The sequence below is a fragment of the Ferdinandcohnia jepli genome, assembly GCF_047246645.1.
Lineage (GTDB): Bacteria > Bacillota > Bacilli > Bacillales > Bacillaceae_L > Ferdinandcohnia.
On the sequence record NZ_JBFOKR010000003.1, the window covers coordinates 17520 to 42640 of the forward strand.

The window sequence follows — 25121 nt, forward strand, 5'->3', positions numbered from 1 at the left end:
GCGTGAGTGGGCGATATATCTATCCTAGCGGGACAAATATTTAAATAAATGGGTCATATGTCTGGAGGAACGGTACAAATAGTAGAATTAACGGGACATAAGTCGAATTTATGTAATAAAAAAGTTACTTTCTTATTGCATTAACTAAAATTTGCGCTGCAAAAGTCACTCTTTTAAACAAATTTTTCCGTTTATATATGAACGCTGTTTAGTTAAAACTATCTTTAGTGAGAATATGCTCACATCTTTAAAGGGGGATTTAACATGAAACGCAAACAAAAATTTAATGCTGCTTGGAAAAGTTCTCATACGCCTACAGAAAGTCTACCTGATACGGAGTTTTCTGCAGAAGCTGGATATGAAAACCCAATGAAGGGCTTTAATCGGAATTCAAAAAAAGGTAACAAAACAGGAGAATAAAACAGTAAAAAGAGTCAGCGAAAATTTGCTGACTCTTCCTTTTTTATGATACTGCCTTTGAGAAAACCTTTGCTTTATGATTAATCGGGTCAAAATAAACAAGTAGATAGCTTTCCTGTTGTTTAATTTCCCCAGTTTGAGTATAAAGTGTAAAATCAAACGGGATCTTTTCAACTACAGTATGTTTATACAAGTCTTTTTCATGTAGTTGAAGTTTTTCGTAGTCTTCACCGAGAGACTGTGGATTCTCCACAATATCCGAATAAAATGCTGCACGCTCCTGTTTATCTACTAAGTCATCCCACCACGGTTTCCGTGGTTTGTATTTTTGATTACGTAAATAATCATACTTCATAATCCCAACGATGGTGTCTATCGAGTCTCGCTTCCCTGACTGAAGGAATTCAAGAAGTCGTTTAAATAAATCTTCTAGCTGATGTCCAATTCTTGACCAACCCTGTTTATCCCAAAATGTACCGAACTCTTGGAAAAAGTCAAAAGGAGTCTCAAAGCTTTTCGTAACTAGGTATTCAATGGTTTCATTCATACGGTGGTCGTTCCAATATTTCTCTAAAACATCCTCAACCTGTTTAATTCTCGTGATGTCATCAAAGCTTAGTACATTATTTCCAAGAATCTCATATGGAGAATGATCCATATAAATATAATCATGTTCCGCAGCTCGTATGCGAACGCCTGTCCCACGTAACATTTTTAAGAAACCTAATTGAAGCTCCTCTGGACGCATTTCAAAGACATCATTAAACGTTTTACGGAAAGAATTATAGTCCTCTTCTGGTAAACCGGCAATTAAGTCTAGGTGCTGGTCAATCTTTCCGCCCTCTTTAACAAGTCTGACTGTTCGTTCTAGCTTTGAGAAGTTCTGTCTTCTCTGCACCAACTCATTTGTGGCATCATTTGTTGATTGCACGCCTATCTCAAATCTGAATAATCCTGCTGGCGCATTTTGGTTCAAGAACTCAATAACTTCAGGACGCATGATATCAGCGGTTATCTCAAATTGAAAAACAGTACCTGGCTTATGCTCATCAATTAGAAATTGGAACATTTCCATTGCGTAGCTTCTACTTATATTGAACGTCCGGTCCACAAACTTAATAGTCTTCGCACCATTCTCCATAAGAAAACGAATATCTTCTTTAATTTTTTCTCTATCAAAATAGCGAACTCCCACTTCAATTGAAGAAAGGCAGAATTGACAATTAAATGGACAACCACGGCTTGTCTCAATATAGGTTACACGCTTTGACAGGTGAGGAAGATCCTCTTCAAATCGGAAAGGAGATGGAAGTTCCTTCAAATCAAGCTTATTTCGTTGAGGATTAATAATTACATTATCATCCTTTCGAAGTGCAACTCCGCTGATTTTTTCAGTACTTTGGCCGTCGCGAATAGCAGTTAACAGCTGTTTAAAAGTTTCTTCTCCTTCGCCAATCACAAGAAAATCTACTTCAGGTATGCGTTCTAACCATTCCTTAACATCATAGGTCACCTCAGGGCCACCTAAAACAATAAGTAACTCTGGATTGATTTTTTTTAGCATCTTTATAACTTTAATGGTTTCTTCTATATTCCAGATATAGCAGCTAAATCCTACTATATCAGGTTTTTTACTGTATAGGTCAGTTACGATATTCATTGCTGGATCCTTGATTGTATACTCTGCTAGTGTTACATCAAATTCCGGTGCAGCATATGCCTTTAAATAGCGGATCGAAAGACTGGTGTGAATGTATTTTGCATTTAGTGTACTTATAATAATGTTCATTATCTTACTCCTTAAATTACTTCTTTAACTTATATATTTTATCACACCTGGGAAGGACCACCAAATATATTCAAAGATGCACCTGTTACAATACAAAATACTATCTGTTATATATTTTTGTTAACGTTAACAACATGTTCATATAAGTATTAAATTTAAAAATATTTCTTCTGTATTACTAAAAGTTATGATATTTGTCACAGTAAATTTTTTTTGTTTTCTTTAAAATAGGAAGGGATATTGTTATTGCCAAATTTTGATTTGGCTAAAAAGGAACGGGGGAAGGCCATGTCTATTTTACCTAATAAGAATCAATTGGGTTTTTATGAAATCAGACTAGAATCAATTGGAGGACTTGGAGCAAATCTTGCTGGCAAAATGCTTGCAGAAGCAGGAGTACTCGGACTTGGATTGAACGGGTCTAATTTTGCATCCTATGGATCAGAAAAAAAAGGCTCGCCAGTAAAGAGTTTTGTACGTTTTAGTGACGGAGATGTTGAAATTCGTGACCACAGTCCGATTGAACAACCACATGTAATTGGTGTATTTCATGAGGCGTTGTATAAGACAGTTAATGTAGTTAGCGGGTTAAATCCAAATGGCATTGTCCTTGTTAATACGACAAGAAATTTTGACGAAGTAAAAACAGACTTACAACTTGAATATGGGACATTAGCAATCGTCGATGCTTTGGGAATCGCAGTTGAAGAAAAAACAAAAGTAAACACAGCCATGTTAGGTGCATTATTTAGAATTTGTAATTTTCTTGACCCTGAAGCGATGCGACAAGTAATTAGAAGAACTTTTGAAAAAAAGTATCCTCACTTAGTTGAACCAAATATTAGAACTTTTGACCGTGGGTATAACGAGGTTACCTTCAAAACATACCAAAAGCCTGAAAATGCAGTAGGGAAAACTTTTGCGAGAACGGAATCTCTTCTAGGTTACGAAACACAGGAGATTGGTGGAGTGATTACAGCTAATGCAAATAGTATTCTTAAGGATTTGAGTGGTTCTCGTCAAGGCTTTCTGCCACAATTCGAAAAGGAGAAATGTATTAATTGTGCACAATGTGATACGGTTTGTCCGGACCTTTGTTTTGTATGGGAAGAGGGTGTTGATAAGCGCGGGCGTAAGCAAATGTTTTTACAAGGAATTGATTATCAATATTGCAAGGGCTGTTTAAAATGTGTAGAGGCTTGTCCAACAGATGCATTATCAGACATGAGAGAAATGATAGGTTATGCAGAGCAAAATCGAGTACCGCAGAAGTTTCCGGTCTTTGCAGGAGGGATTCAATAATGGCAGTGTTAGAAGAAGAAGTAAGTGCGAAAAAACTAGCTGAGCAAGTAGTTACATTCGAATCAGGAAATGAAATGGCTGCAATGGCCGCAGCTCAAATTAATTATCATATCATGGGGTATTTTCCAATTACTCCATCGACAGAGGTTGCACAATACTTAGATCAAATGAAAGCTCGGGGCGAGCATGACATTAAATTAATCCCTGCAGATGGAGAACATGGTTCAGCAGGAATATGCTATGGAGCTGCCGTAACAGGTGCGCGTGTTTTTAATGCAACAAGTGCAAATGGATTCCTGTATATGATTGAACAGCTCCCGGTGCAATCAGGTACCCGTTTTCCAATGGTGATGAATCTTGTTACACGAGCAGTAAGTGGTCCACTTGATATACGTGGAGATCACTCTGACCTTTATTATGGTTTAAATATTGGCTGGGTAATTTTAACAGCGAGAACTCCACAAGCTGTTTATGATATGAATATCATGGCTTTGAAAATTGCTGAGCATTCTGATGTTCGCCTACCTGTAATTGTTGCATATGATGGTTTTTTCACATCTCATCAAAAGCGAAAGGTGAACTATTTTAAAGATAGAAAAGTAGTACAAGATTTTGTAGGAGAGTGTCCAACAGATTACCCACAGGTTAGAGATCCGAAACGACCTGTTGTTGTAGGGGCACATATGGATGGAAACGATCTTTTAAATAATAACTACCAGCAATCAGAAGCACTTTATCGTGCCGGGGATGTATTTGAGCAAGTTGCGAAGGAATATGCTCTCTTGTCAGGAAGAGAATATCCTGTATTAGATTTATATAAAATGGAAGACGCAGAAGTAGCATTATTTTTATTAAATTCTGCGGCAGAGTCAGCAAAAGATGTCGTTGATAAACTACGCGAGAGAGGTATTAAAGCAGGTATAATTAGTCCAAATATCATACGTCCATTCCCAGCAGAACATATTCGTAAGGCACTGAAAAATGTGAAGGCGTTACTTGTAGGTGAGCGTGCTGATTCTTACGGAGCAAATGGGCCAAACCTGACACACGAAGTTAAATCTGCGTTGCAGGATGATAAAGAAAATAAAACAATCGTTCTTAGTCGTGTGTTCGGAATCGGTGGAAAAGACTTTTATGCAGATGATGCTGAAAACTTCTTTTCAATGACAATTGATGCGATGGAAAAGGGCTATGCAGAGAAACCGTTTGATTACTATGGGCATAAGCCAGGTAAAAAAGAGAATAAAATAAAACCTGTAATTGAACCACAATACGGTGATGTATATAAAACCGGATTAATTGAAGTCAAACAGGATGAGGAAACCAAGAAACTCAAGGTTAAAATTCCACCAATGCGGGCTTTAACAACTAAACCAAAACGAATTTCGTCTGGCCATGGTGCATGTCCTGGTTGTGGGATCTTCCCAGGTCTTGAACTGTTTTTTAAAGGAATAGAAGGGGATGTTGTAGTTCTTTATCAAACAGGTTGCGCGTATGTTACAACGACCGGATACCCTTATAATTCCCATAAACAAACGATGGTTCATAATCTTTTCCAAAATGGAGCGGCTACACTTTCCGGTACTGTAGAAGCATTCTTCGAATTGAAACGTAGAGGAGAAATTGATGTTCCGGAAGACCCTACATTTGTGATGGTAACAGGGGACGGTGGAATGGATATAGGTATGGGCTCTGCTATTGGAACTGCCCTGCGGAATCATAAGGTTATCATGCTTGAGTATGATAATGAGGGATATATGAATACAGGATCTCAAATGTCTTACTCAACACCACTTGGACATATGACAAGTACATCAGGTGTAGGGAAAGCACAAAAAGGGAAGGCGTTCCATCATAAAGACACGCCGCAAATTATGGCAGCTACCAATATACCATATGTCTTTACAGGAACCGAAGCCTTTCCGCAAGACCTTGTAAAGAAAGCTGCAAAAGCACAATGGTACGCTCTGAATGTTGGTGCTGTATATGGGAAACTATTAATAACTTGCCCACTGAATTGGAAGTCAGAGGATCGTTACGGTGAAACCATTATGAAAGCAGCAGTAGATTCATGCTTCTTCCCACTTTATGAAATTGAACAGGGAGAAACAGCGATTACGTACAATCCAGAGGATAAAAATAAGCGAATCCCATTAAGTGACTGGTTAAAATACATGGGTAAAACAAAACATCTGTTAAAAGAAGAAAACATAGATATGCTTACAGAATTTGAAGAAGAAGTTGAACGAAGATGGCAACGAATTAAAGCACGCCATGAGAATCCGTTTCTATAAAATAGTAGGAGACCTGCATTTGATGTGGGTCTCTTTTTTTACAATAAGGAGGTAAGGATTCTTTCTTAACGAATTAGAGGAAATACATCTCTGTGTTCTCCTTTACAAGACTAGTCAACCGACGAGTTTCTGATATGTTCACAGCTTTTTTATCGGATAGGAGTGCTCTAATGGACATGCGCGTTGATCAAATGAATGTTCTTCGAACCACTTATTAAGTATAGGGGAGGCTAGTAACAAATCAATATTCTAAAAGAACGAGGGGAAAATAAGCAATAAATGACATAAAGCGAGGAGTTTTTATGAAAAAGTCTTTACTATGTCTGTTACTATTACTGGTTCCTTCACATGCTTTTGCACAAGGGAAAGTACCGATTTTGGTATATCATTTCATTGACGAGTATAAAGGAATGGGTTCTAGGGAGTTATATGTAACACCGGAAAATTTCGAACAGCAAATGATGTATTTGCGAGATCATGGCTTTACCTTATTAACGTTTGAACGTTGGCAGGACATTGGTAAAGTAAACAAGCCCATTTTTATTACTTTTGATGATGGCTACAAAAACAATCTAAAGGCATTTGCTATCTTTCAAAAGCTGAAAACAGAACAATTTCAACCAACAGGGACTATTTTTGTCATTTCAGACTTCATTGGACAATCGAACCGTTTATCACAATCGGATATAAAAATGATGGCAAATTCCGGCATTATTTCTATACAGTCTCACACCGCGACTCACCCCGATTTAACAAAAATAAAAGATTATGAATTTGAACTGAAAGTATCCAAGAATAAGATTCAAAAAATAACGGGTAAACCGGTGATTGCTATTGCCTATCCCTATGGAACATGGAATAACGAAGTGGTAGAAAATACGAAGAAATATTATATGTTTGGGCTCACCACTACACCTGAGGCATTTTCTAAAAAGGGGATAAAAGATGAGATTTATTTATTACCGCGAATTTATGTGAAGTATTCGACTAGGCTGGATGACTTTGCAAAAATTGTTGAAGGAGAATAATTCTACAAAACATCCGTATCACCCTTTCAAACGTCAACATATTGAAGATACTTGTTTAAGGTCTGATTTTATCTTATCAGGGTGTTCTTCAGAGGGGAATACAGGCTAAAGAATTCGCGTATGGTATACGTGAAATTTGCTTCAAGATAACAATTACCTCAGATAGGGGAGAGTGAGAAATAAAAAGTATTTAGACAAATTCTCCGAATTTATTTCATTATCCGACAATTTACTCTATAATAGTAAGAAAAAAAGAAATATTTCCTTTCTTTAGTATATTATAGGGGGCAAATACATGAAGGGGTTTAAGCTTAAAAGTAAAAAGAATAAGATAAAAACACCTAGTAAAACTACTAAATCACCAAGAAAAGGATCATCTTGGTGGCATAATCTAAAAATTGGTCACAAATATGGAATCGCTTTTGCAGTGACAACGGTATTATTTTGTATCTCAGCTTTTATTATCTTTATACAACTTTATACATTTAGTAAGGATATGAACGAAGTTGAAAAAAGTGGTGAAAACTCGATACTCATAACGGAAATGGCAGCTGTTTTTGAACAACTGGGCAGTGAAATTGGTATTTACATAACAGATAGTAATGGAAAGCATGTGACAGCTTTCAAAGAGTTAAGTCAGGAATATGATGCTTTATATGAGCAATTAAAACCAGCAATCAACACTACAGAACTTGATCAATTATTTAAAACAGTTGATAAAAATAAGCAAGACTTAACTCTTTTATTTGAAGAAGAGGTAATGCCGGCGGTTATCGCTTCAAGTAAGCTAGATTCAGTAGCAGCAAGTCAAAAAGCTGATAAACTAATAAAAGAATCAGTAGGTAATCTTGACCAGCTTAGGGTTATTATGAAGAATAATAGCCAAGCTTCAGTTGCATCTGCAAATGATAGTATCACAAGTACAATTATGGTACTCCTTATCTCAATTGTAGTTTCTACACTAGTTGCGATTATAAGCGTAGTATTGTTAGGCCGTTCAATTGGTAAACAACTAAAAAAACTTATTAGTATATCTAATGATATTGCTGATGGAAATTTAGGTGTGGAGAACATCCAAGTAAAAGGTAATGATGAAATTGGATTACTCAGCCGTTCACTTAATGTGATGAGCGAAAGTTTACGTAATATGATAAGTGAAATATCTACCGTATCAGCTCAGGTTACATCAAAAAGTACAGAGTTAATGCTTTCATCAAGTGAAGTGAAAGCTGCAAGTCAGCAAATAGCTTCTACAGTACAGGAGCTATCAACTGGAGCAGAAGAGCAAGCATATACATCTACACAACTAGCAAAAATGATGGACGAGTATGCAGAAAAAATTAAGACTGCTAACGAAAACGGAAGTCAAATCAACTCATCTTCACAGAATGTATTAACGATGACGAAAAAAGGTCATGATTATATGACTGCGTCCACTGACCAAATGAACAAAATTAATAACATCATGGAATCTTCTGTAGGTAAAGTAAAAGGACTTGATGAACAGACGAAACAAATTACGACTCTCGTAAAAGTAATTCGTGATATTGCAGACCAAACCAATTTATTAGCATTAAATGCTGCAATTGAAGCTGCTCGTGCAGGAGAACATGGTAGGGGATTTGCCGTTGTTGCGGATGAAGTTCGAAAGCTAGCCGAGCAGGTTTCGCATTCCGTTGCTGATATTACCCAAATCGTGACTAGCATACAAAAAGAATCAAACACAGTTGCGGAATCACTCCAAAATGGTTATTTACAAGTTGAGGAAGGTACAAAACAAATTAAAATTACAGGTCAAACCTTTGAAGACATTTATGATGCTGTAACTAGTATGGTTGAGCGAATTCAATCTATATCAGTGAATCTTGACACGATTGCAAGTAATACAGTTGAAATGAACCTATCTATTGATAATATTGCCGCAGTATCTGAACAATCAGCAGCAGGAATTGAACAAACATCAGCCTCAGTACAACAAACAAATAGCTCTATGGAGCAAATCTCTGATCACTCAGAGCTATTATCAGATTTAGCCGTGCAATTGGATAAAATGATTAGTAAGTTTAAATTTTAATAGACAATGTGCCAGTATCCAAAATGATACTGGCTTTTTACTATATCGCTCGACACACAAAATTGTGTAAAATAGTAGTACTATGAAAAAGTGAGGGACTTAGATGAAGCTCAAATACGGTGTAATGGATACTGAGATATTCGGAACTATTTATATACTAGTTAATGAAAAAGAGTTAATAGATATTTCATTATCTGAAGACGATTGGAAGAAAGCATTAAAAAAATATGAGGTAGAATACTGTCAAGAAAATACGCTCATTAAAGAAGTTTGTAATCAACTAACGGAATATTTTAAGGCTGAAAGAAAGGAATTTTCCTTTCCGATTTTGTTTAGTGGCACTCCTTTTCAACAACAGGTGTGGAATGAGTTATTGAACATACCTTATGGTGAAACACGCTGTTATGCAGATATTGCAAATGCAATAGATAATCCGAAGGCTGTCCGAGCAGTGGGGCAAGCAAATCGAAAAAACCCAATTCCCATTGTAGTCCCATGCCATCGGGTTATTGGGAAAGACAAATCACTCACGGGATATTCAGGAACTAGGACGGACTTAAAAGAAAAGTTACTTGAACTAGAAGGTATCACAATATAGAAGGTAGGTAGAGGAATTGGAATACAAGCTAGTTGCATTAAATGTAGGTAAGGTGAAATCTGATATTTATAAAAGAAAAGAGCTTTTAACTGGGATATACAAAACACAAATTCAAGAAAAAGTTTTTGTTTCTTCTTTGCAAATAAGTGGCGATGAACAAGCTGACTTAGTAAACCATGGTGGACCTGACAAGGTAATTTGTGTTTATCCACATGATCATTATCCATATTGGAGTAATGAGTTGGGCATTGAGATGAAGCCGGGTGCGTTTGGAGAAAATTTTACAGTTGAGGGACTTACCGAGGACATAGCTTGTATTGGTGATATATTTGCAATTGGTGAAATTGAAGTACAAGTGAGTTTGCCAAGGCAGCCTTGTTTTAAAGTAGCTCACAAGCTAAAAAAGGATGAGTTACCTGTCATGATCCAAAATACTGGTTATTCGGGGTTTTACTTACGGGTACTTAAAGAGGGGCACATTGAACCCGGTCAAAGTCTCCGCTTACTAAAAAGACATCCAAAAGAGATAACTGTATCCTTTGTAAATCAAATTAAGTACCATGACAAATATAATCGAGAAGCACTTGAGATATTAAGTGATTTAACAGAGCTATCACAAGGGTGGAAAGATACCTTTAGAAACCGATTAGCAGAATTATAATGGCGTTTGACTGAAACAGTATCCTTAGATTATTATCTAATTAGTTGGATACTGAAAGAGGTGTACACATGCAATTAAATAAATTAGTAGATTTTCATAAAGTGATGGGTGACCCAACACGTATCCGAATGTTAGTGTTACTTGCAAAAGGGCCACTTCACGGGCAAGCACTAGCAGGAAAATTAGGAGTATCGCCACCAACAATTACTCATCACATCACAAAACTTAGAGAAATTAACCTAATTACACAAAAAAGAGAAAAAAACACCATCTATTTTAGTTTGAATGAAAACATGCTGAAACAACAAACCAAAGCAATCACAGATGTTATTTTTGGCGATGAAACCATTTCAGAGGATTCAAAGTTGGAAGAAAAACAAATCGTCTTACATAATTTCATTACGAAGGATGGAAGACTCAAAAATATACCGGCACAGCGCAAGAAACGATTAATTGTACTGGAGCACATTGTGAAAGGCCTTCAAATTGGAAAAAAGTATGAAGAAAAAGAACTAAATGAGTACATAAAAAAGTTCCATGAAGACTACGCAACCATTCGTAGAGAATTTATTATGAATCATTACATGTACCGTGAAAATGGTATATATGAAGTTAATCCACCAGAGATGTGGGCTAAAATTGAATCATTGTAAGAGAGGGGGGACTAGTGAGTCTCCCTCTTTTATATTGATGAAGGACTAACTCAAAGGGTATGTCTTTTATAGTGATGATGAAGGACAAATCAATTCAGAAATAGAAGGAAATGTCTCTCATACCGCTAATGAAGGACAGATTACCACTGAATCACAAACGAAAAGTTCGACATTAACTCCATTGTAAGTGAACATCTTATTCTGAAGTGGGGTCTCAATAATTTAGTTTATTTTTTCGAAGAATTACCCCGGAAAAAACAAAAGCCCCAGGAATACTTATTCCGAAGAGCTCCTTAAATTCTTATTCTCCAAATATCCTTCTAATCTCGGCTTCTAAATCCCCTTGCAGGATCCCATCTTCTGTGATGATAGCAGTAATTAACTCATTGGGTGTTACATCAAAGGCGGGATTATAAACCTGAACTCCTTCAGGGGCAACGCGAATACCAGCAATATGAGTAACTTCATCAGGATTTCTCTCTTCAATCGGTATTTCTTTTCCTGTTTGAAGGGAAATATCGAACGTAGATCGAGGTGCTGCAACATAAAACGGAATGCAAAACGCCTTAGCAAGTAACGCAAGATTGTATGTTCCAATCTTATTTGCTGTATCTCCGTTTGCAGTGATTCGGTCGGCACCTACGATAATAGCATCAATTCCCTTTGCAGCAATAGTATGTGCAGCCATGTTATCCGTAATAAGTGTTACATCAACACCAGATTGCAGGAGTTCCCATGTAGTTAACCGAGCACCTTGTAAAACAGGTCTTGTCTCCGATGCATATACTTTTAGATTGATATTTTTTTGTGCAGCAAGGTGGAAGGGTGCTAATGCAGTTCCATATCTAGCAGTTGCGATTGCCCCGGCATTACAAATAGTTAAAACCTTGTAGTCCTCATTAAAGAGGGAAAGTGCATGCTCACCGATTTGACGACAAACCTCTTCATCCTCGACTTGGATTTGAATTGCTTCATGCACGAGTGTAGTCTTCGCTTCATTAACTGTCTTGCAATCTTCAATACTAGCAACTAACCGATTAACTGCCCAAAGTAAATTAACTGCTGTTGGGCGTGAACTGGCAAGGTACTCCTTTTCTTCATTCAATTTTAGTTTAAATTCAGATAGAGAGCAGATTTCATAACTTTGTGCTGAGAGTGCTAAACCAAAAGCAGCTGTAATGCCAATTGCAGGTGCACCTCGTACCTTTAAGGCAACAATGCTGTCCCAAACATCCTCAATCGTAAAGAGGTCAATAAACACTGTTTCAAGCGGCAGCTTTGTTTGGTCTAATAGGGTAATATAAGTATCTTTCCATTCCACAGATTGTGGAACTGTTTTTGTGTAACTCATGATGTCACTCCTTACGCTGTCTCTGTATGTCGGACATAAGTTCTTAATTCAGATAGACGAACGATATTTTTCCGGTTTTGGATCAGTTCCTTACCTAGACGTAACGCATGTTGTTTTGCTGCAATTTTTCGGTCTAAATCAGTTATGCCATCTAAATCTGCTACATGTGCCAAGCCTATCGTTCTACGAATAATTTCACATCCTGCAAAACCAATCGCATCTTCAAAGGCTTGTTGTATTGCATAGTCTAGATAGCCATCCACGTCACGGTATAATTCTACACCTTCATTTTTCCATAATTGAGTAAAGGTTGATGAAAAGACATCCCAGGTTTTTTCGATATGAGCAAACAAAGGCTCACGTTTCTGTTCTTCTCTCGAAATTGCATTTAATAATAGATTAGCAACAAATTGCCCGATATCAAATCCTAATGGGCCGAAAAAGGCAAACTCTGGATCTATTACCTTTGTTTCATTTTCATTTGCAAAGATACTGCCTGTATGAAGATCACCATGCAATAATGCATCTGCTTGTGTTAAAAATTTCTGTTTAAGTTTTGCAACCTCGAATTTTAAGGACTGGTCACCCCAAATCTGTTCAACATCTTGTTGAAGTTCAGGTTCATAGCTATTTGTATCAATATCAAAGAAAGGATCTGTAAAAACAAGGTCCTCTGTAATTTTACAAAGATCTGGATTAATGTATTTCTGTACCAATAGTTTTTTCTTTGCTGGCTCAAGACCAAAATCGGACGTGTAGAAAAGCGTTTTTGCTAAGTATGTACCAATATGCTCTGAGAGAAGTGGATATGTCTCGCCTTCAATCAACCCAGCTCTAGAAATCCGTAAATAGGAGAGATCCTCCATTACTGTGATTGCAAGAGTTTCGTCTGTGTAAAAAACTTTTGGTACAAGATTAGGCACATGTTCAGCTGCAGCAAGCAGTGCGTTTGCTTCAATGGTTGCGCGCTTGAGCGATAATGGCCAGCTTTCTCCAACCACTTTTGCATATGGGAGTGCTTGTTTGATAATAATTCCTTTGCTACTTTCTTGCTCGGTAATGTGGAAAACAAGATTTAAGTTACCATCTCCAATTTCTCTGCAAGATAATACTTGCCCTTCTTCAAATAAACGTAGACGAACAGCCAGTGCAACTGCTGTACTCTCTGTTAAAGGTTCATAGATTGAATGTTTTGAAATCGCCATTTGTATACCTCCATAGATTCGTAGTTAATGGAGGCTTTTCTATGTGTGATAAAAAATAGAAAAGCCTCTTTCCAGTTTGAAAGAGGCTTGAAGACACGGCTTCGCACCTCTTATCTGCCAGAAAGTGAAACAACTTTCTGTTGGAATTAGCACCGTGCCTTGCGGGTTTCCCCGGCGCATTATATGCGCCCCACCTTGCGATGGTATTACGGTCGGTTGCTGGGCTTCATCGGGCCAAATCCCTCTGCCTACTCTTGATAAGAGATCAACGTAATTGCTTTTGCAATTATTGAACTATTAAATTTTATTTTTGATACTGAAGTGAATAATACCAACCTAGACATGTAATTGTCAATAAATTTTTTCGATTCAATTAACTAAATTCATTTCTTAAAGTACGAGATTAATTATTTGTAAAATGCTGGACGTCTGTCTTGAAAAATAGGAATTTGTTTTCTTACCTCTTGCACCTTAGCGAGATTGATCTCACCAACAAGAGTGGTTGGTTCTGTTCCTGCTTCCACAATAATTTCACCCCATGGATCGATAATCATGGAGTGACCAGCAAATACATTGTTTGGATCACTGCCTGAGCGGTTACAAGCAACAACATAACATTGATTTTCAATAGCCCGGCTTAGCAATAATGCTCTCCAATGCTCTAATCGTGGGAGCGGCCATTCGGCTACTACAAACAGAATTTCTGCTCCATCTGTAGTATGTGCACGAATCCATTCTGGAAACCTGATATCATAACAAATCAAGCCGGAAGCCTGGATATTTTCAAGTGTGAAGTGGCCTTTACTCGCCCCAGCTTGCAAATATAGGTGTTCATCCATCAGTTGAAATAGGTGGAGTTTACTATATTCTCCAATTAATTCGCCTTCTCTATTAACGACAAACATTGTATTCGTAACACCATCATCCGTTTTTTTAGCAACAGAGCCTGCAATAATATTTACTGAGTACGATGTTGCAAGATCTTTTATAAATGACTTTGTTTTATCACCATTTTCATCCGCAATTTCATCTAGTCTAGTAAGGTCATATCCAGTTGTCCATAGCTCTGGTAAAATAATGACATCAGGGGTATGTTGTTTCATAGTTTGTTCGATTTCTCTAGTAACATTGTTAAGGTTACTGACCGGATCTCCGAATACAATGTCCAGTTGAATACATGCAATTTTTAGATTCATAGTTGGGCCTCCTGGAAAAAATAATACTTTACAATTTGTTTTTAACAATATATGATTTGTCACTAGAATTTCAAGTATTTTTAAGAAGGTGAATCCATGAAAAATTTTCAACAGTCTGACATACTTAAGAACTTACCAAAACAGTTCTTTGCTTCTCTTGTAGGGAAGGTCAACAGGGTGGTGGCGGATGGCCATGATGTAATAAATTTAGGCCAGGGTAATCCTGATCAACCAACACCATCACATATTGTAAAAGCATTACAGAATTCTGCTGAAAATCCAAGTTATCATAAGTATCCTCCTTTCAGAGGACAACCTTTTTTGAAGGAAGCTGCCGCTAAATTTTATGAACGAGAATATGGAGTTACGTTAAATCCCGAGACAGAGGTTGCAATATTATTTGGGGGGAAAGCGGGCCTTGTTGAAATTCCACAATGCCTTTTAAACCCTGGAGATGTTGCGCTTGTTCCTGACCCGGGGTATCCAGATTACTGGTCTGGTGTTGAACTGGCCCGTGGCGTTATGGAGTATATGCCGTTAAAAGAAGATAATGCCTTTTTACCTGATTATTCGGAGCTTAATCCAGAGCAATTAGAAAAAGCCAAAGTTATGTTCTTAAATTACCCAAATAATCCCACAGGCGCAACTGCGACAAAGGAATTCTTTGAGGAGACTGTTGAATTTGCGAACAAACATGATATTTGTGTAGTTCATGATTTTGCATATGGAGCAATTGGTTTTGACGGGAAGAAGCCAGTTAGCTTTTTACAAGTAGAAGGTGCGAAAGAAATTGGAATTGAAATCTACACACTGTCTAAAACTTATAATATGGCTGGATGGCGAATAGGTTTTGCGGTTGGAAATCCAAGTGTGATTGAGGCGATCAATTTATTACAGGACCATTTGTATGTTAGCCTATTTAGTCCAGTACAGGAGGCAGCAGCTGCTGCTCTGCTTGAATCTCAAGATTGTGTAGATGAACTCGTAGCACTATATGAATCTAGAAGAAATACATTTATTCAATCATTACAAGAAATTGGCTGGGATGTTAAGGCACCAACAGGTTCGTTTTTTGCCTGGTTACCTGTACCAAAAGGGTATACATCTGCGACTTTTGCTGATCTTTTACTTGAAAAAGCACATGTTGCAGTTGCTCCTGGGATTGGTTTTGGCTCATACGGTGATGGATATGTACGTGTTGGTTTACTGACGGACGAGGCTCGATTAGTCGAGGCTGCAAATCGAATTAAAAAGCTCAACTTGTTCTGATTTTTTTCTTCCAAAAAATATTTGACAAGAAAAAGTATTCCTGTCATAATCCAAATTACATTCCGTTTCGTAATTTAAATTTTAAAAATTTATAGATTATATTTTCTTATCAAGAGCAGGTGGAGGGACTAGCCCTATGAAGCCCGGCAACCGACTTATGCGTATAAGCACGGTGCTAATTCTTGCAGCTTTATTAGCTGAGAGATAAGGAGATGTTACTAGTTAACCTCTTCTTATGAAGGGGTTTTTTGTTTATTTGACACTGATTTTTACAGAAATGAGGTATCAACATGAATGAAATTATTGCCAAATATTTAGTTCATGACTCTGGTAATTTAGAGAAAAAAGCAGAAGGTATCGCACTTGGATTAACAGTAGGTTCTTGGACTGATTTACCTCAGTTAGAACAAGAGCAGCTATTAAAACATAAGGGTAGAGTAGTTAGTATTGAACAATTCGATGAAGATCCAAATGCTAGTACATATTTAGGTAAAACAGTTAAGAAAGGCATCATTAAAATAGCCTACCCATCAATGAATTTTAGTCCTGATTTACCAGCTATTTTAACAACTGTCTTTGGAAAACTCAGTCTGGACGGAGAAATTAAACTACTAGACTTGGAGTTTTCAGAAGATATAAAGTCATTTTTTCCAGGTCCTAAATTTGGGCTAGAAGGAATTAGAGAAAAACTGGGAGTCTACGACAGACCTCTAGTAATGAGTATTTTTAAAGGTGTAATTGGCCGAGATATTGAATATCTAAAAGCGCAACTTCGTGAGCAAGCACTTGGTGGAGTCGATATCATTAAGGATGATGAAATATTATTTGATAATCCACTTACTCCATTCGAGGAAAGAATAACGGAGGGAAAAAAGGTTCTTGATGAAGTATATTCTGAAATTGGTCATCGTTCTCTTTATGCTGTAAACCTGACAGGTAAAACTTTTGGATTAAAAGAAAAAGCAAAGAAAGCGGTGGATCTAGGCGCTGATCTACTTTTGTTTAATGTCTTTGCATACGGACTTGATGTGTTGCAAAGTCTTGCAGAGGACCCGGAAATAACAGTCCCAATTATGGCACACCCAGCATTTAGTGGCGCGCTCACACCTTCAGAGTTTTATGGCGTTTCTAATCCGTTGCTACTTGGAAAACTTTTACGATATGCAGGAGCGGACCTTGTGTTATTTCCATCACCATATGGAAGTGTTGCGCTTGAAAGAGACCAGACATTAGAGATCGCTCATGAATTAACAAAAAGCGATGATCAGATGAAAACAGTATTTCCAGTACCTTCAGCTGGTATTCATCCAGGATTAGTACCATTGCTGCTTCGCGATTTTGGAATAAACAGTATTATAAATGCTGGTGGAGGAGTACATGGTCATCCAGATGGTGCGATTGGTGGCGGAAAAGCATTTCGAGCAGCAGTTGAAGCAGGATTAACCGGCACAACACTAGTTGAATATGCAACAAAAAGCCCTGAATTAAAAAAGGCAATCGAATTATGGGGATATAAAGAGGTATAGATATGAAAAAACCAATCCTATTTTGTGACTTTGACGGCACGATAACTAATACAGATAACATTATAGCAATCATGAAAAAGTTTGCGCCACCAGAATGGGTAGGAATTAAGGATCAAATTCTTTCACAGGAAATTCCTATTCAAGTTGGGGTAAGTCAATTGTTCTCATTATTACCTTCTGACTGGAAAGAAGAAATAACAGACTATATTACACAACACGCTGTTATTCGAGAAGGATTTAAGGAGTTTGTAGAGTTCACTCAGAAGCAAGGTATTCAGCTTTATGTGGTAAGTGGAGGAATCGATTTCTTTGTTGAGCCACTCTTAGAAGGACTCGTACCGTTAGAAAATATCTACTGTAATAAATCTGACTTTAGTGGCGAGAGAATCAGAATTCTATGGCCATATACATGTGATACTGAATGTTCAAATCAATGTGGCTGCTGTAAACCGACTCTGATTCGTAGCCTTGCAGGTTCAGACGACTATAAAATTGTAATTGGGGATTCGATAACTGATCTTCAAGCTGCGAAGCTTGCAGATAAAGTTATTGCTAGAGATTTCTTAGTTGAAAAATGCACCGAGTTAGGTCTTAAATATGCTCCTTTCGAAACTTTTTTTGATGTAATTAATGTCTTGGAAAAAGTGGAGGTGAGGTAATGAGACTTTATATTAAACAATGGGATGAACTAGCAGATATTAAGGACGAACTAGCAAAACGTGATTGGTTTATGGGAACAAGTGGTAATCTTGCAATTAAAGTATCTGATAATCCAGGAACCTTTCTTGTTACGGCAAGTGGGAAGGATAAGAAAAAGAGAACAGATGAAGATTTCCTCTTAGTAGATGATAATGGATATCCGGCAACCCCAACTCAACAAAAACCTTCGGCTGAAACGTTATTACATGTAAAGATATATAACCAAACCACTGCCGGTTGCAGTTTACATGTACATACAGTCGATAATAATGTGATCTCTGAACTTTACTGGGAACAAGGAGAGGTTGTTTTTAAAGGGCAAGAAATTATTAAAGCGTTAGGGATATGGGAAGAAGATGCTGAAATTCGTATTCCGATTATTGCAAACGATGGACATATCCCAACTCTAGCAGAAAACTTTTCTAAACATGTAAAAAATGATTTTGGGGCCGTACTAATAAGAAACCACGGGATAACGGTGTGGGCAAAGAACGCATTTGAAGCAAAAAAACACCTGGAAGCCTATGAATTCCTTTTTAGTTACCATATTAAATTACTTTCGCTAAAATCCCTCGTCAAATTGTAGGGAGTTATATAAAAACTATAAAATTAGAGGTGGAGAAACAGTGGCAAATATTAAATTGCGTAACACAGGAGAAAGACTTGAAGGTCAAGAGCAGGTAGCAGCATTTTTACAAGAACAAGGCGTACTATATGAACATTGGGATACTAGCAAACTACCACAAGAGCTTCAAGGGAACTGCAAGATTAACGACGAGCAAAAAGCTCAAGTATTAACAACATATGAAGAAGAAATCAAATCATTAGCAGAGCGAAATGGTTATCACAAGTGGGACGTAATTGCATTATCTGATGCTACACTTAATCTTGATGAATTATTAAAGAAGTTTGAACAAGTACATGTTCATACAGAAGATGAAGTTCGTGCAATTGTAGCGGGTCACGGTATTTTCATTATTAAGGGTAGTGGTGATACAGGATATTTTGACGTTGAACTGGAAGCCGGAGATGTTATTTCTGTACCAGTTGATACACCTCATTTCTTTACTCTAATGGAAGATCGTGAAGTTGTAGCAGTACGATTATTTATTGATCCAGCTGGTTGGGTTGCACATCCTTACCAAGATCCAGCTTTTGCAGACGCAAAATAAGAGCTAAAACAAAGGTCGAATAGATTATCTATTCGGCCTTTGTTTATATCTAAAAATTAGAAATTTTCTTTACATTTTAATGAAAATATGTTACATTTTTGTTCATTGAAATACTTGTCAAATATGGCATAATAAAGGTAGGCAGGATATCCTTTCTACAAGATTAGGAGTGGAGAATAATGAAAATTCGCTACAATTTTGTTTCAAAATCAGAAGTGAAATATTGTGACGAAAACTTTACAGTACAACAAGCACACGAATTTCTTAATGAAACAGGCTATCGTTCTGTCCCAGTATTAGCGGAAAATGGGACAAAGTTTGCTGGTTTAATTTATAAAGTAGATCTTTTAGAATATTTATATGAGAAAAATGGAAAAGCAGATGAAAGCATTACCTCACTTGTAGAAAGCAAGGATGCATTTGTATATGAAGAAGATTCTTTCTTTAAGACGTTTTTAACGATTCGTCGTTTACCGTTTATTGCAGTGTTGAATACTTCAGATGAGTTTATTGGAATCATCACACATGCAAATGTAATGGATGTACTTGAGGATTCATTCGGTATGAGAACGGGTGGATATACATTAACGATTGCAACTATTGAGCACAAGGGAGCTATTAAAGATTTGGTTTCATTAATTGCTGATGTCAATATAGATGGTATGCTAACACTAGATAATGGCGAAAAATACCTTCGCAGAATTATCCTAAATCTACCTGGCGATCTAAGTGAAGACAGAATTCAATTCATTAAACACAAACTAGAAGAAAAAGAATTCCGTGTAACACATATTGATAGAATTAAATAATTCGTGAAAAAATGATATGCAGAGATAAAACCTATGGTTGCGACCATAGGTTTTTTGGTTTTTATCACAAAAATTCATGTCGATTCTTGGCAAGTGGAGTTGTTGCATTTAATCGACATTTGGCATGGAAACGGTTACGTACACAAATTTGTAAAAAAATTTACAAAAAAAATGTCTAATTTTGCGAATCTATTTACATAAATAGTAGATTTTGTAATAATTCATAGAGTAGCAACTCGAGATGCATCGAAAGTAGTAGATAGGGTGTACGATAAGTTGTAGGAGTAGGAGATAAGGAGAGGGATTTTTTGGAAACTGAATATAAGGAGCTACTATTAAATCAAATTAATAGAAAAAGAGAAGAAATGATATCAGTTGCTAATAGTACTGGGTTTACAAGTGAAGAAACAATAGAGTGTAGTCAGGAACTTGATGAACTAATTAATATATATCAACGCTACGAAACTGTAAGTCAAAACAATACACTTTTCCGTCAATATATTAAACGTGTAATGTTATTTTTTATGTTACAAAAGGTTAGCTATAAACCAGCTAAAACTCAATAATAAAAATCGAACAATTCACTCAAGTGGGTTGTTATTTTTTTTGTTTTTAAAAACCTTCTGTTTTATTTCAATTCATGTGATTTAAATCACAAACTTTTTAGACTCTTTATAATGTATTTACAATGGGTGAGTGAAAAGTCAATTCGATTGTTGAGAATATTCAAGTTGGAGTGTCGAAACACTAAATATTCATAAAATTGTGCTAAATATAAACTGCTATACATATAAAAGTAATATAAACTGAATTTGTATGTGAATAACTGAACATTAGTTTTAAAGCGCTTTCAATAAAAGGATTAAGGAGTGAGAGGAAATATGCACATCGTCGTATGCGTTAAGCAGGTACCTGACACAAAGATTATTAAGATCAACCCAAGAACGAACACATTGGACCGTCGAAGTGCTCCAGCTATTTTAAATCCATATGATGCCCATGCAGTCCAAGCAGCGGCGAATCTACGGAAAAATGTGGACACCAAAATATCAGTATTATCAATGGGGCCGCCCCAGGCAGTGGCAGTTATTAAGAAAAGTGTTGAGATTGGAGCAGATAAAGGATATTTAATTTCAGACAGAGCTTTTGCAGGTGCTGATACACTTGCAACTAGTTATGCCTTATCAAAGGCCTTGGAGAAGATCTCTGAAGAAGAACCAATTGATCTTATTATTTGTGGCAAGCATGCGATTGATGGTGATACTGGCCAAGTGGGGCCAGGTATTGCTCGTAGACTCGATATTCCACCTATTACAAACGTTATAGAGATAGTTGATGTAAATACCGTTGAAAAGACAGTTGTTATAAAAAGAAAAATAATTGGCGGACATGAATTAATACAAGCCCCACTACCATGTTTACTTACTGTTGAAAAAGAGATGAATGAAGTTGAATATGCACCGCTACCAAATATGATAAGTGCTGCAAGATATCAACCTATTATTTGGAGTGTTAATGACCTCGGAGAAGTAGATAGAAAACAATTAGGACTAAAGGGGTCACCAACAATTGTCGGGAAGATGTTTACCCCTCCAAAGCTTGAAGGTGGGAAAAGAATTGAAGGCACCGTTGATGAACAGGTAGCTCAGCTGCTTAATGTACTAATGGAAAGAGAAGAGTTATTTGAAGTTAAATAGGGGGGATAAACGATGTTTGATGATTACAGGGGTGTCTGGGTATATATTGAACAAAATGAGGGAGTAATCGAAGATGTTGCATTAGAGCTTTTAGGAGCAGGTAGAAAATTAGCAGATAAACTTGAAGTGCCACTATCAGGGGTGTTATTAGGCGATGAAGTTAAACCCCTTTGTTACAAATTATTCGAGTATGGAGCAGATCAGGTTTATGTAATTGATAACCCTGTTTTAAAACATTATCGCACAGAGTCTTACATGACAGGGGTAAACATGCTTTGTGAAAAATACAAGCCGGAAATATTTTTATATGGTGCAACGCCAAACGGAAAGGATCTTGCAAGTGCGGTGGCGACAGACCTTAGTACAGGATTAACCGCAGATACAACGATGTTAGATGTTGAAGTGGAAAGTAGATTACTAGAAGCCAGTAGACCAGCCTTTGGTGGAAATATTATGGCAACAATCCTTTGTAAAAAACATCGTCCTCAAATGGCAACTGTAAGACCAAAAGTGATGAAGACATTACCTCAAGAAAAGGGGAGAACCGGCACAGTTATTGAAGAAACGATTGATCTTCGAGAAGAAGATATGAGAACCAAAGTGCTAAAAATTGTAAAGGATGTTGGGAAGAAGGTTAATCTTGCAGAAGCACATATTATTGTAGCTGGTGGTAAAGGCTTAGGAGATGAAAAAGGATTCAAGCTCATTCACGAATTGGCAGAAGCAGTTGGTGGAACGGTTGGCGCATCTAGAGATGTTGTTGAAGCAGGTTGGATAGGACATGATTATCAAGTAGGTCAGACAGGTGAAACTGTAACACCCAAGTTATATTTTGCTATAGGGATATCAGGGGCGATTCAGCATGTAGTAGGAATGAAGAATTCAGAGATGATTATTGCTATTAATAAGGACCCGGATGCACCGATTTTTGATGTGGCTACGTATGGTATCGTCGGAGATGCATTAGAAATCGTACCAAAGCTAATTGAACAATTTCGAAATAGTCGTAATCAAAAAGGCGGTGAAGTAAGCTATGTCTGAAAAATTTGATGTAATTGTTGTTGGAGCAGGACCTGCTGGAACATCGTGTGCATATAAGTGTGCGCAAAATGGTTTAAATGTTTTACTCATTGAAAGAGGAGAGTATCCTGGGGCTAAAAACGTAATGGGAGGGGTTTTGTATCGAAAGCAAATGGAGGAAATCATTCCAGAGTTTTGGAAGGAAGCCCCATTAGAGAGACCTGTAATTGAACAGCGTTTTTGGGTAATGGAGAAAGAGTCGATGGTAACATTCGGTTACAAAGGGTTAGAATGGGCAAAGGAACCTTACAATAATTTCACAGTACTTCGGGCAAAGTTTGATCAATGGTTTGCTAATAAGGCAGTAGAAGCCGGTGCACTTTTAATCAATGAAACTGTGGTAACTGAGTGCATTGTAGAAAATGATAGAGTAATAGGTGTTCGAACAGATCGGCCAGATGGTGACGTTTATGCCGATGTCGTGGTACTTGCAGATGGTGTTAACTCACTTTTAGGGAAGCAGTTAGGTTTCCATAAAGAATTCAAGCCTAATGAAGTGGCATTAACTGTTATGGAAGTAATCAATATGCCAAAGGACAAAATTAATGAGCGATTTAATCTAGAAGATAATCAAGGCTGTACAGTTGAAATTTTTGGTGACTCAACAAAGGGGAATTTAGGAACAGCTTTTATTTATACGAATAAAGATAGTATAAATATTGGGGTAGGAACTACGCTCTCAAGTATGATAAAAGCGAGATTGAAGCCGTATGACTTATTAGATCAGTTGAAGAATCATCCGATGGTAAAGCCTTTTGTTGATGGTGGAGAACCTGTAGAATACCTAGCTCACTTGATACCAGAAGGAGGCTACAATTCGATACCTAGACTAGTAGGAAATGGAGTAATTGTAGTTGGAGATGCCGCACAACTAGTGAATGCCATTCACCGAGAAGGATCTAACATGGCGATGGCATCAGGAAAAATGGCCGCAGAAGCCATTATGCGTGCTAAAGAATTAGGTAAATTTGATGAAGAGGCATTAGATTCATATCGAATAAATATCTACAATAGTTTCATAGGTCAAGACCTAAAGAAATACAAAGATGCAGCACATACCTTCGAAGAATACCCACAATATTTCAATGAATACCTGCCAATGGTGAATAAAGCAATGAGTAAGTTCTTTACTGTAGATGGAACCCCAAAACGAGAGAAACAAAAAGAAATTATCCGATCGGTTGTATCTGAAAAAGGTAGATTTAACGTCTTTAAAGATATGTATCGAGCATGGAAGGTGATGAAATAATGTCAAAAAACATTGAGGATAAACAGTATTTGGTTCGTTTTAAGGCAGCAAAAGAATCACACTTAACTGTACTAGATCACGATGTTTGTATGACACAATGCCCTGATAAGCTTTGCACGATCTTTTGTCCGGCCGAAGTGTATAAATGGGAAGACATAAGAATGCATGTAGGTTATGAAGGCTGTCACGAATGTGGCAGTTGCCGAATAGGATGTCCATATCAAAATATAAAATGGGAGTATCCAAAAGGCGGACATGGGGTAGTATTTAGGCTTGCTTAAATGTTAGTTAAAAGAGGTCCTTCACATGGTAGTGGAGGATCTTTTATTTTTTTTGAATAAGTTCAGTCTACCTGAGTGTCATATCAAGTTATGGTTAACACACGATTCAATATCTTGTCCATAAGTGATTTAGTAATATATATGTAGTGTGTATATTTTTTCACAAATATGAGTAAAAAAGGGAAAGCATAGAAGGGAAGGGTTCTACACGATTTCTTCGATAGAGGTTTGTAAACTGAAAGGGTCACATTTGCATTTGCTTTCTATCTCTCTTGCAAACTCAAATGCTGAATGTATGGATGTAATTGGGTTTGAGAGGAAAAGGGGTTTGCAGTAATCAAAATATCCGTCTATATTTGATGGAAAGACAAATACCTTCCAATGATCTATTGTATTTCCGTTGTTTGACTCAAAACCTTCCATTGCAATTAACCAATGAGTTGCAAAAGGATAATCAGTAAGAGAGAGCAGATCTTTTTGGGAAATGGGTATTAAAGGTTTTTGGTAAAATTCACTAAAATTTGGAAACGTATTCATTTTTAAACACTCCTTTCAAATAAATAATTTATTTTTCTTTTCGACATGGCAGTTTCTTTATAAATACATTATATGTAAAGTTTTTAATGTGATGAAATAAATTTTTTGATTTTTCGGAAAAAGTTCATAAAGCCATGAAGATTTTCTGAACTTAAAAAAGGACGCAGCTTTGCGTCCTTTTATGTTAGAAAATATATTTTAGCACAATGCTTTACTTCAGTTATTCCTCAA

24 protein-coding genes and 2 riboswitches are annotated in these 25121 nt (G+C 36.9%); of the genes, 19 read left to right on the top strand and 5 right to left on the bottom strand.

Features of this window, described 5'->3' with window-relative positions; all coding sequences use genetic code 11:
• Positions 1-264 precede the first annotated feature (264 nt).
• Positions 265-420: a hypothetical protein gene (locus tag AB3M96_RS03650; protein WP_412966216.1), complete on the top strand. Its 156-nt coding sequence runs from the start codon at positions 265-267 to the stop codon at positions 418-420.
• Positions 421-463: 43 nt separating this feature from the next.
• Here the strand turns inward: AB3M96_RS03650 and AB3M96_RS03655 are convergent, their stop codons facing one another.
• Positions 464-2209 (bottom strand): B12-binding domain-containing radical SAM protein, encoded by a 1746-nt coding sequence (locus AB3M96_RS03655; RefSeq protein WP_412966217.1) that lies wholly within the window; start codon positions 2207-2209, stop codon positions 464-466.
• Between the two features lie 288 nt (positions 2210-2497).
• On the opposite strand from AB3M96_RS03655, the gene AB3M96_RS03660 reads away from it, so the two are divergent.
• From AB3M96_RS03660 to AB3M96_RS03690, 7 genes are all read left to right on the top strand, one after another.
• A complete protein-coding gene (locus AB3M96_RS03660) occupies positions 2498-3511 on the top strand; it encodes a 2-oxoacid:acceptor oxidoreductase family protein (protein ID WP_412966218.1) in 1014 nt (337 codons plus the stop codon).
• Entirely contained in the window at positions 3511-5805 is a 2295-nt protein-coding gene (locus tag AB3M96_RS03665; RefSeq protein ID WP_412966219.1) for a thiamine pyrophosphate-dependent enzyme, read from the top strand. Before AB3M96_RS03660 ends, AB3M96_RS03665 begins: the two co-directional genes overlap by 1 nt.
• Before the next feature lie 302 nt (positions 5806-6107).
• Positions 6108-6833: a polysaccharide deacetylase family protein gene (locus AB3M96_RS03670; protein ID WP_412966220.1), complete on the top strand. Its 726-nt coding sequence runs from the start codon at positions 6108-6110 to the stop codon at positions 6831-6833.
• A 295-nt stretch (positions 6834-7128) separates the two neighbouring features.
• A complete protein-coding gene (locus AB3M96_RS03675) occupies positions 7129-8907 on the top strand; it encodes a methyl-accepting chemotaxis protein (protein ID WP_412966221.1) in 1779 nt (592 codons plus the stop codon).
• A gap of 103 nt (positions 8908-9010) precedes the next feature.
• Entirely contained in the window at positions 9011-9505 is a 495-nt protein-coding gene (locus tag AB3M96_RS03680; RefSeq protein WP_412966222.1) for a methylated-DNA--[protein]-cysteine S-methyltransferase, read from the top strand.
• Between the two features lie 16 nt (positions 9506-9521).
• Positions 9522-10166, top strand: coding sequence for an MOSC domain-containing protein (locus tag AB3M96_RS03685; RefSeq protein ID WP_412966223.1), 645 nt, complete (start codon positions 9522-9524; stop codon positions 10164-10166).
• Positions 10167-10234: 68 nt separating this feature from the next.
• Positions 10235-10819, top strand: coding sequence for a DUF2087 domain-containing protein (locus AB3M96_RS03690; RefSeq protein WP_412966224.1), 585 nt, complete (start codon positions 10235-10237; stop codon positions 10817-10819).
• Between the two features lie 301 nt (positions 10820-11120).
• Here the strand turns inward: AB3M96_RS03690 and mtnA are convergent, their stop codons facing one another.
• The 3 genes from mtnA to AB3M96_RS03705 all read right to left on the bottom strand — a co-directional run bounded on the left by mtnA (position 11121) and on the right by AB3M96_RS03705 (position 14634).
• Positions 11121-12170 carry an S-methyl-5-thioribose-1-phosphate isomerase gene (gene mtnA / locus AB3M96_RS03695; protein WP_412966225.1) on the bottom strand — a complete coding sequence of 350 codons (1050 nt, stop codon included), beginning with the start codon at positions 12168-12170 and terminating at the stop codon, positions 11121-11123.
• An 11-nt stretch (positions 12171-12181) separates the two neighbouring features.
• Positions 12182-13375, bottom strand: a complete 1194-nt coding sequence (gene mtnK, locus AB3M96_RS03700; RefSeq protein ID WP_412966226.1) for an S-methyl-5-thioribose kinase — start codon at positions 13373-13375, stop codon at positions 12182-12184.
• A 107-nt stretch (positions 13376-13482) separates the two neighbouring features.
• Positions 13483-13639, bottom strand: a riboswitch (SAM riboswitch).
• Between the two features lie 143 nt (positions 13640-13782).
• Complete coding sequence (locus AB3M96_RS03705; RefSeq protein ID WP_412966501.1) at positions 13783-14634, bottom strand: carbon-nitrogen family hydrolase; 852 nt, start codon at positions 14632-14634, stop codon at positions 13783-13785.
• 33 nt (positions 14635-14667) lie between these two features.
• Between AB3M96_RS03705 and AB3M96_RS03710 the strand changes: the two genes are divergently transcribed.
• The 11 genes from AB3M96_RS03710 to AB3M96_RS03760 all read left to right on the top strand — a co-directional run bounded on the left by AB3M96_RS03710 (position 14668) and on the right by AB3M96_RS03760 (position 24353).
• Positions 14668-15840 (top strand): pyridoxal phosphate-dependent aminotransferase, encoded by a 1173-nt coding sequence (locus AB3M96_RS03710; protein WP_412966227.1) that lies wholly within the window; start codon positions 14668-14670, stop codon positions 15838-15840.
• A gap of 103 nt (positions 15841-15943) precedes the next feature.
• Positions 15944-16051, top strand: a riboswitch (SAM riboswitch).
• Between the two features lie 79 nt (positions 16052-16130).
• Positions 16131-17366, top strand: coding sequence for a 2,3-diketo-5-methylthiopentyl-1-phosphate enolase (gene mtnW, locus AB3M96_RS03715; RefSeq protein ID WP_412966228.1), 1236 nt, complete (start codon positions 16131-16133; stop codon positions 17364-17366).
• 2 nt (positions 17367-17368) lie between these two features.
• Positions 17369-18025: a 2-hydroxy-3-keto-5-methylthiopentenyl-1-phosphate phosphatase gene (locus tag AB3M96_RS03720; RefSeq protein WP_412966229.1), complete on the top strand. Its 657-nt coding sequence runs from the start codon at positions 17369-17371 to the stop codon at positions 18023-18025.
• Positions 18025-18651, top strand: a complete 627-nt coding sequence (locus tag AB3M96_RS03725; protein WP_412966230.1) for a methylthioribulose 1-phosphate dehydratase — start codon at positions 18025-18027, stop codon at positions 18649-18651. The genes AB3M96_RS03720 and AB3M96_RS03725 overlap by 1 nt, the downstream gene beginning before the upstream one ends.
• A gap of 40 nt (positions 18652-18691) precedes the next feature.
• Positions 18692-19237 carry a 1,2-dihydroxy-3-keto-5-methylthiopentene dioxygenase gene (locus AB3M96_RS03730; protein WP_412966231.1) on the top strand — a complete coding sequence of 182 codons (546 nt, stop codon included), beginning with the start codon at positions 18692-18694 and terminating at the stop codon, positions 19235-19237.
• Between the two features lie 179 nt (positions 19238-19416).
• Entirely contained in the window at positions 19417-20046 is a 630-nt protein-coding gene (cbpA, locus tag AB3M96_RS03735) for a cyclic di-AMP binding protein CbpA (RefSeq protein WP_412966232.1), read from the top strand.
• A 308-nt stretch (positions 20047-20354) separates the two neighbouring features.
• Positions 20355-20612, top strand: coding sequence for an aspartyl-phosphate phosphatase Spo0E family protein (locus AB3M96_RS03740; protein ID WP_412966233.1), 258 nt, complete (start codon positions 20355-20357; stop codon positions 20610-20612).
• A gap of 315 nt (positions 20613-20927) precedes the next feature.
• Positions 20928-21743: an electron transfer flavoprotein subunit beta/FixA family protein gene (locus AB3M96_RS03745; protein ID WP_412966234.1), complete on the top strand. Its 816-nt coding sequence runs from the start codon at positions 20928-20930 to the stop codon at positions 21741-21743.
• Positions 21744-21755: 12 nt separating this feature from the next.
• Positions 21756-22784 carry an electron transfer flavoprotein subunit alpha/FixB family protein gene (locus AB3M96_RS03750; protein ID WP_412966235.1) on the top strand — a complete coding sequence of 343 codons (1029 nt, stop codon included), beginning with the start codon at positions 21756-21758 and terminating at the stop codon, positions 22782-22784.
• Complete coding sequence (locus AB3M96_RS03755) at positions 22777-24072, top strand: FAD-dependent oxidoreductase (protein ID WP_412966236.1); 1296 nt, start codon at positions 22777-22779, stop codon at positions 24070-24072. The genes AB3M96_RS03750 and AB3M96_RS03755 overlap by 8 nt, the downstream gene beginning before the upstream one ends.
• A complete protein-coding gene (locus AB3M96_RS03760; RefSeq protein WP_412966237.1) occupies positions 24054-24353 on the top strand; it encodes a ferredoxin family protein in 300 nt (99 codons plus the stop codon). The genes AB3M96_RS03755 and AB3M96_RS03760 overlap by 19 nt, the downstream gene beginning before the upstream one ends.
• Before the next feature lie 204 nt (positions 24354-24557).
• Here AB3M96_RS03760 and AB3M96_RS03765 read toward each other — a convergent pair whose 3' ends face one another.
• A complete protein-coding gene (locus tag AB3M96_RS03765; protein ID WP_412966238.1) occupies positions 24558-24890 on the bottom strand; it encodes a hypothetical protein in 333 nt (110 codons plus the stop codon).
• Positions 24891-25121 lie beyond the last annotated feature (231 nt).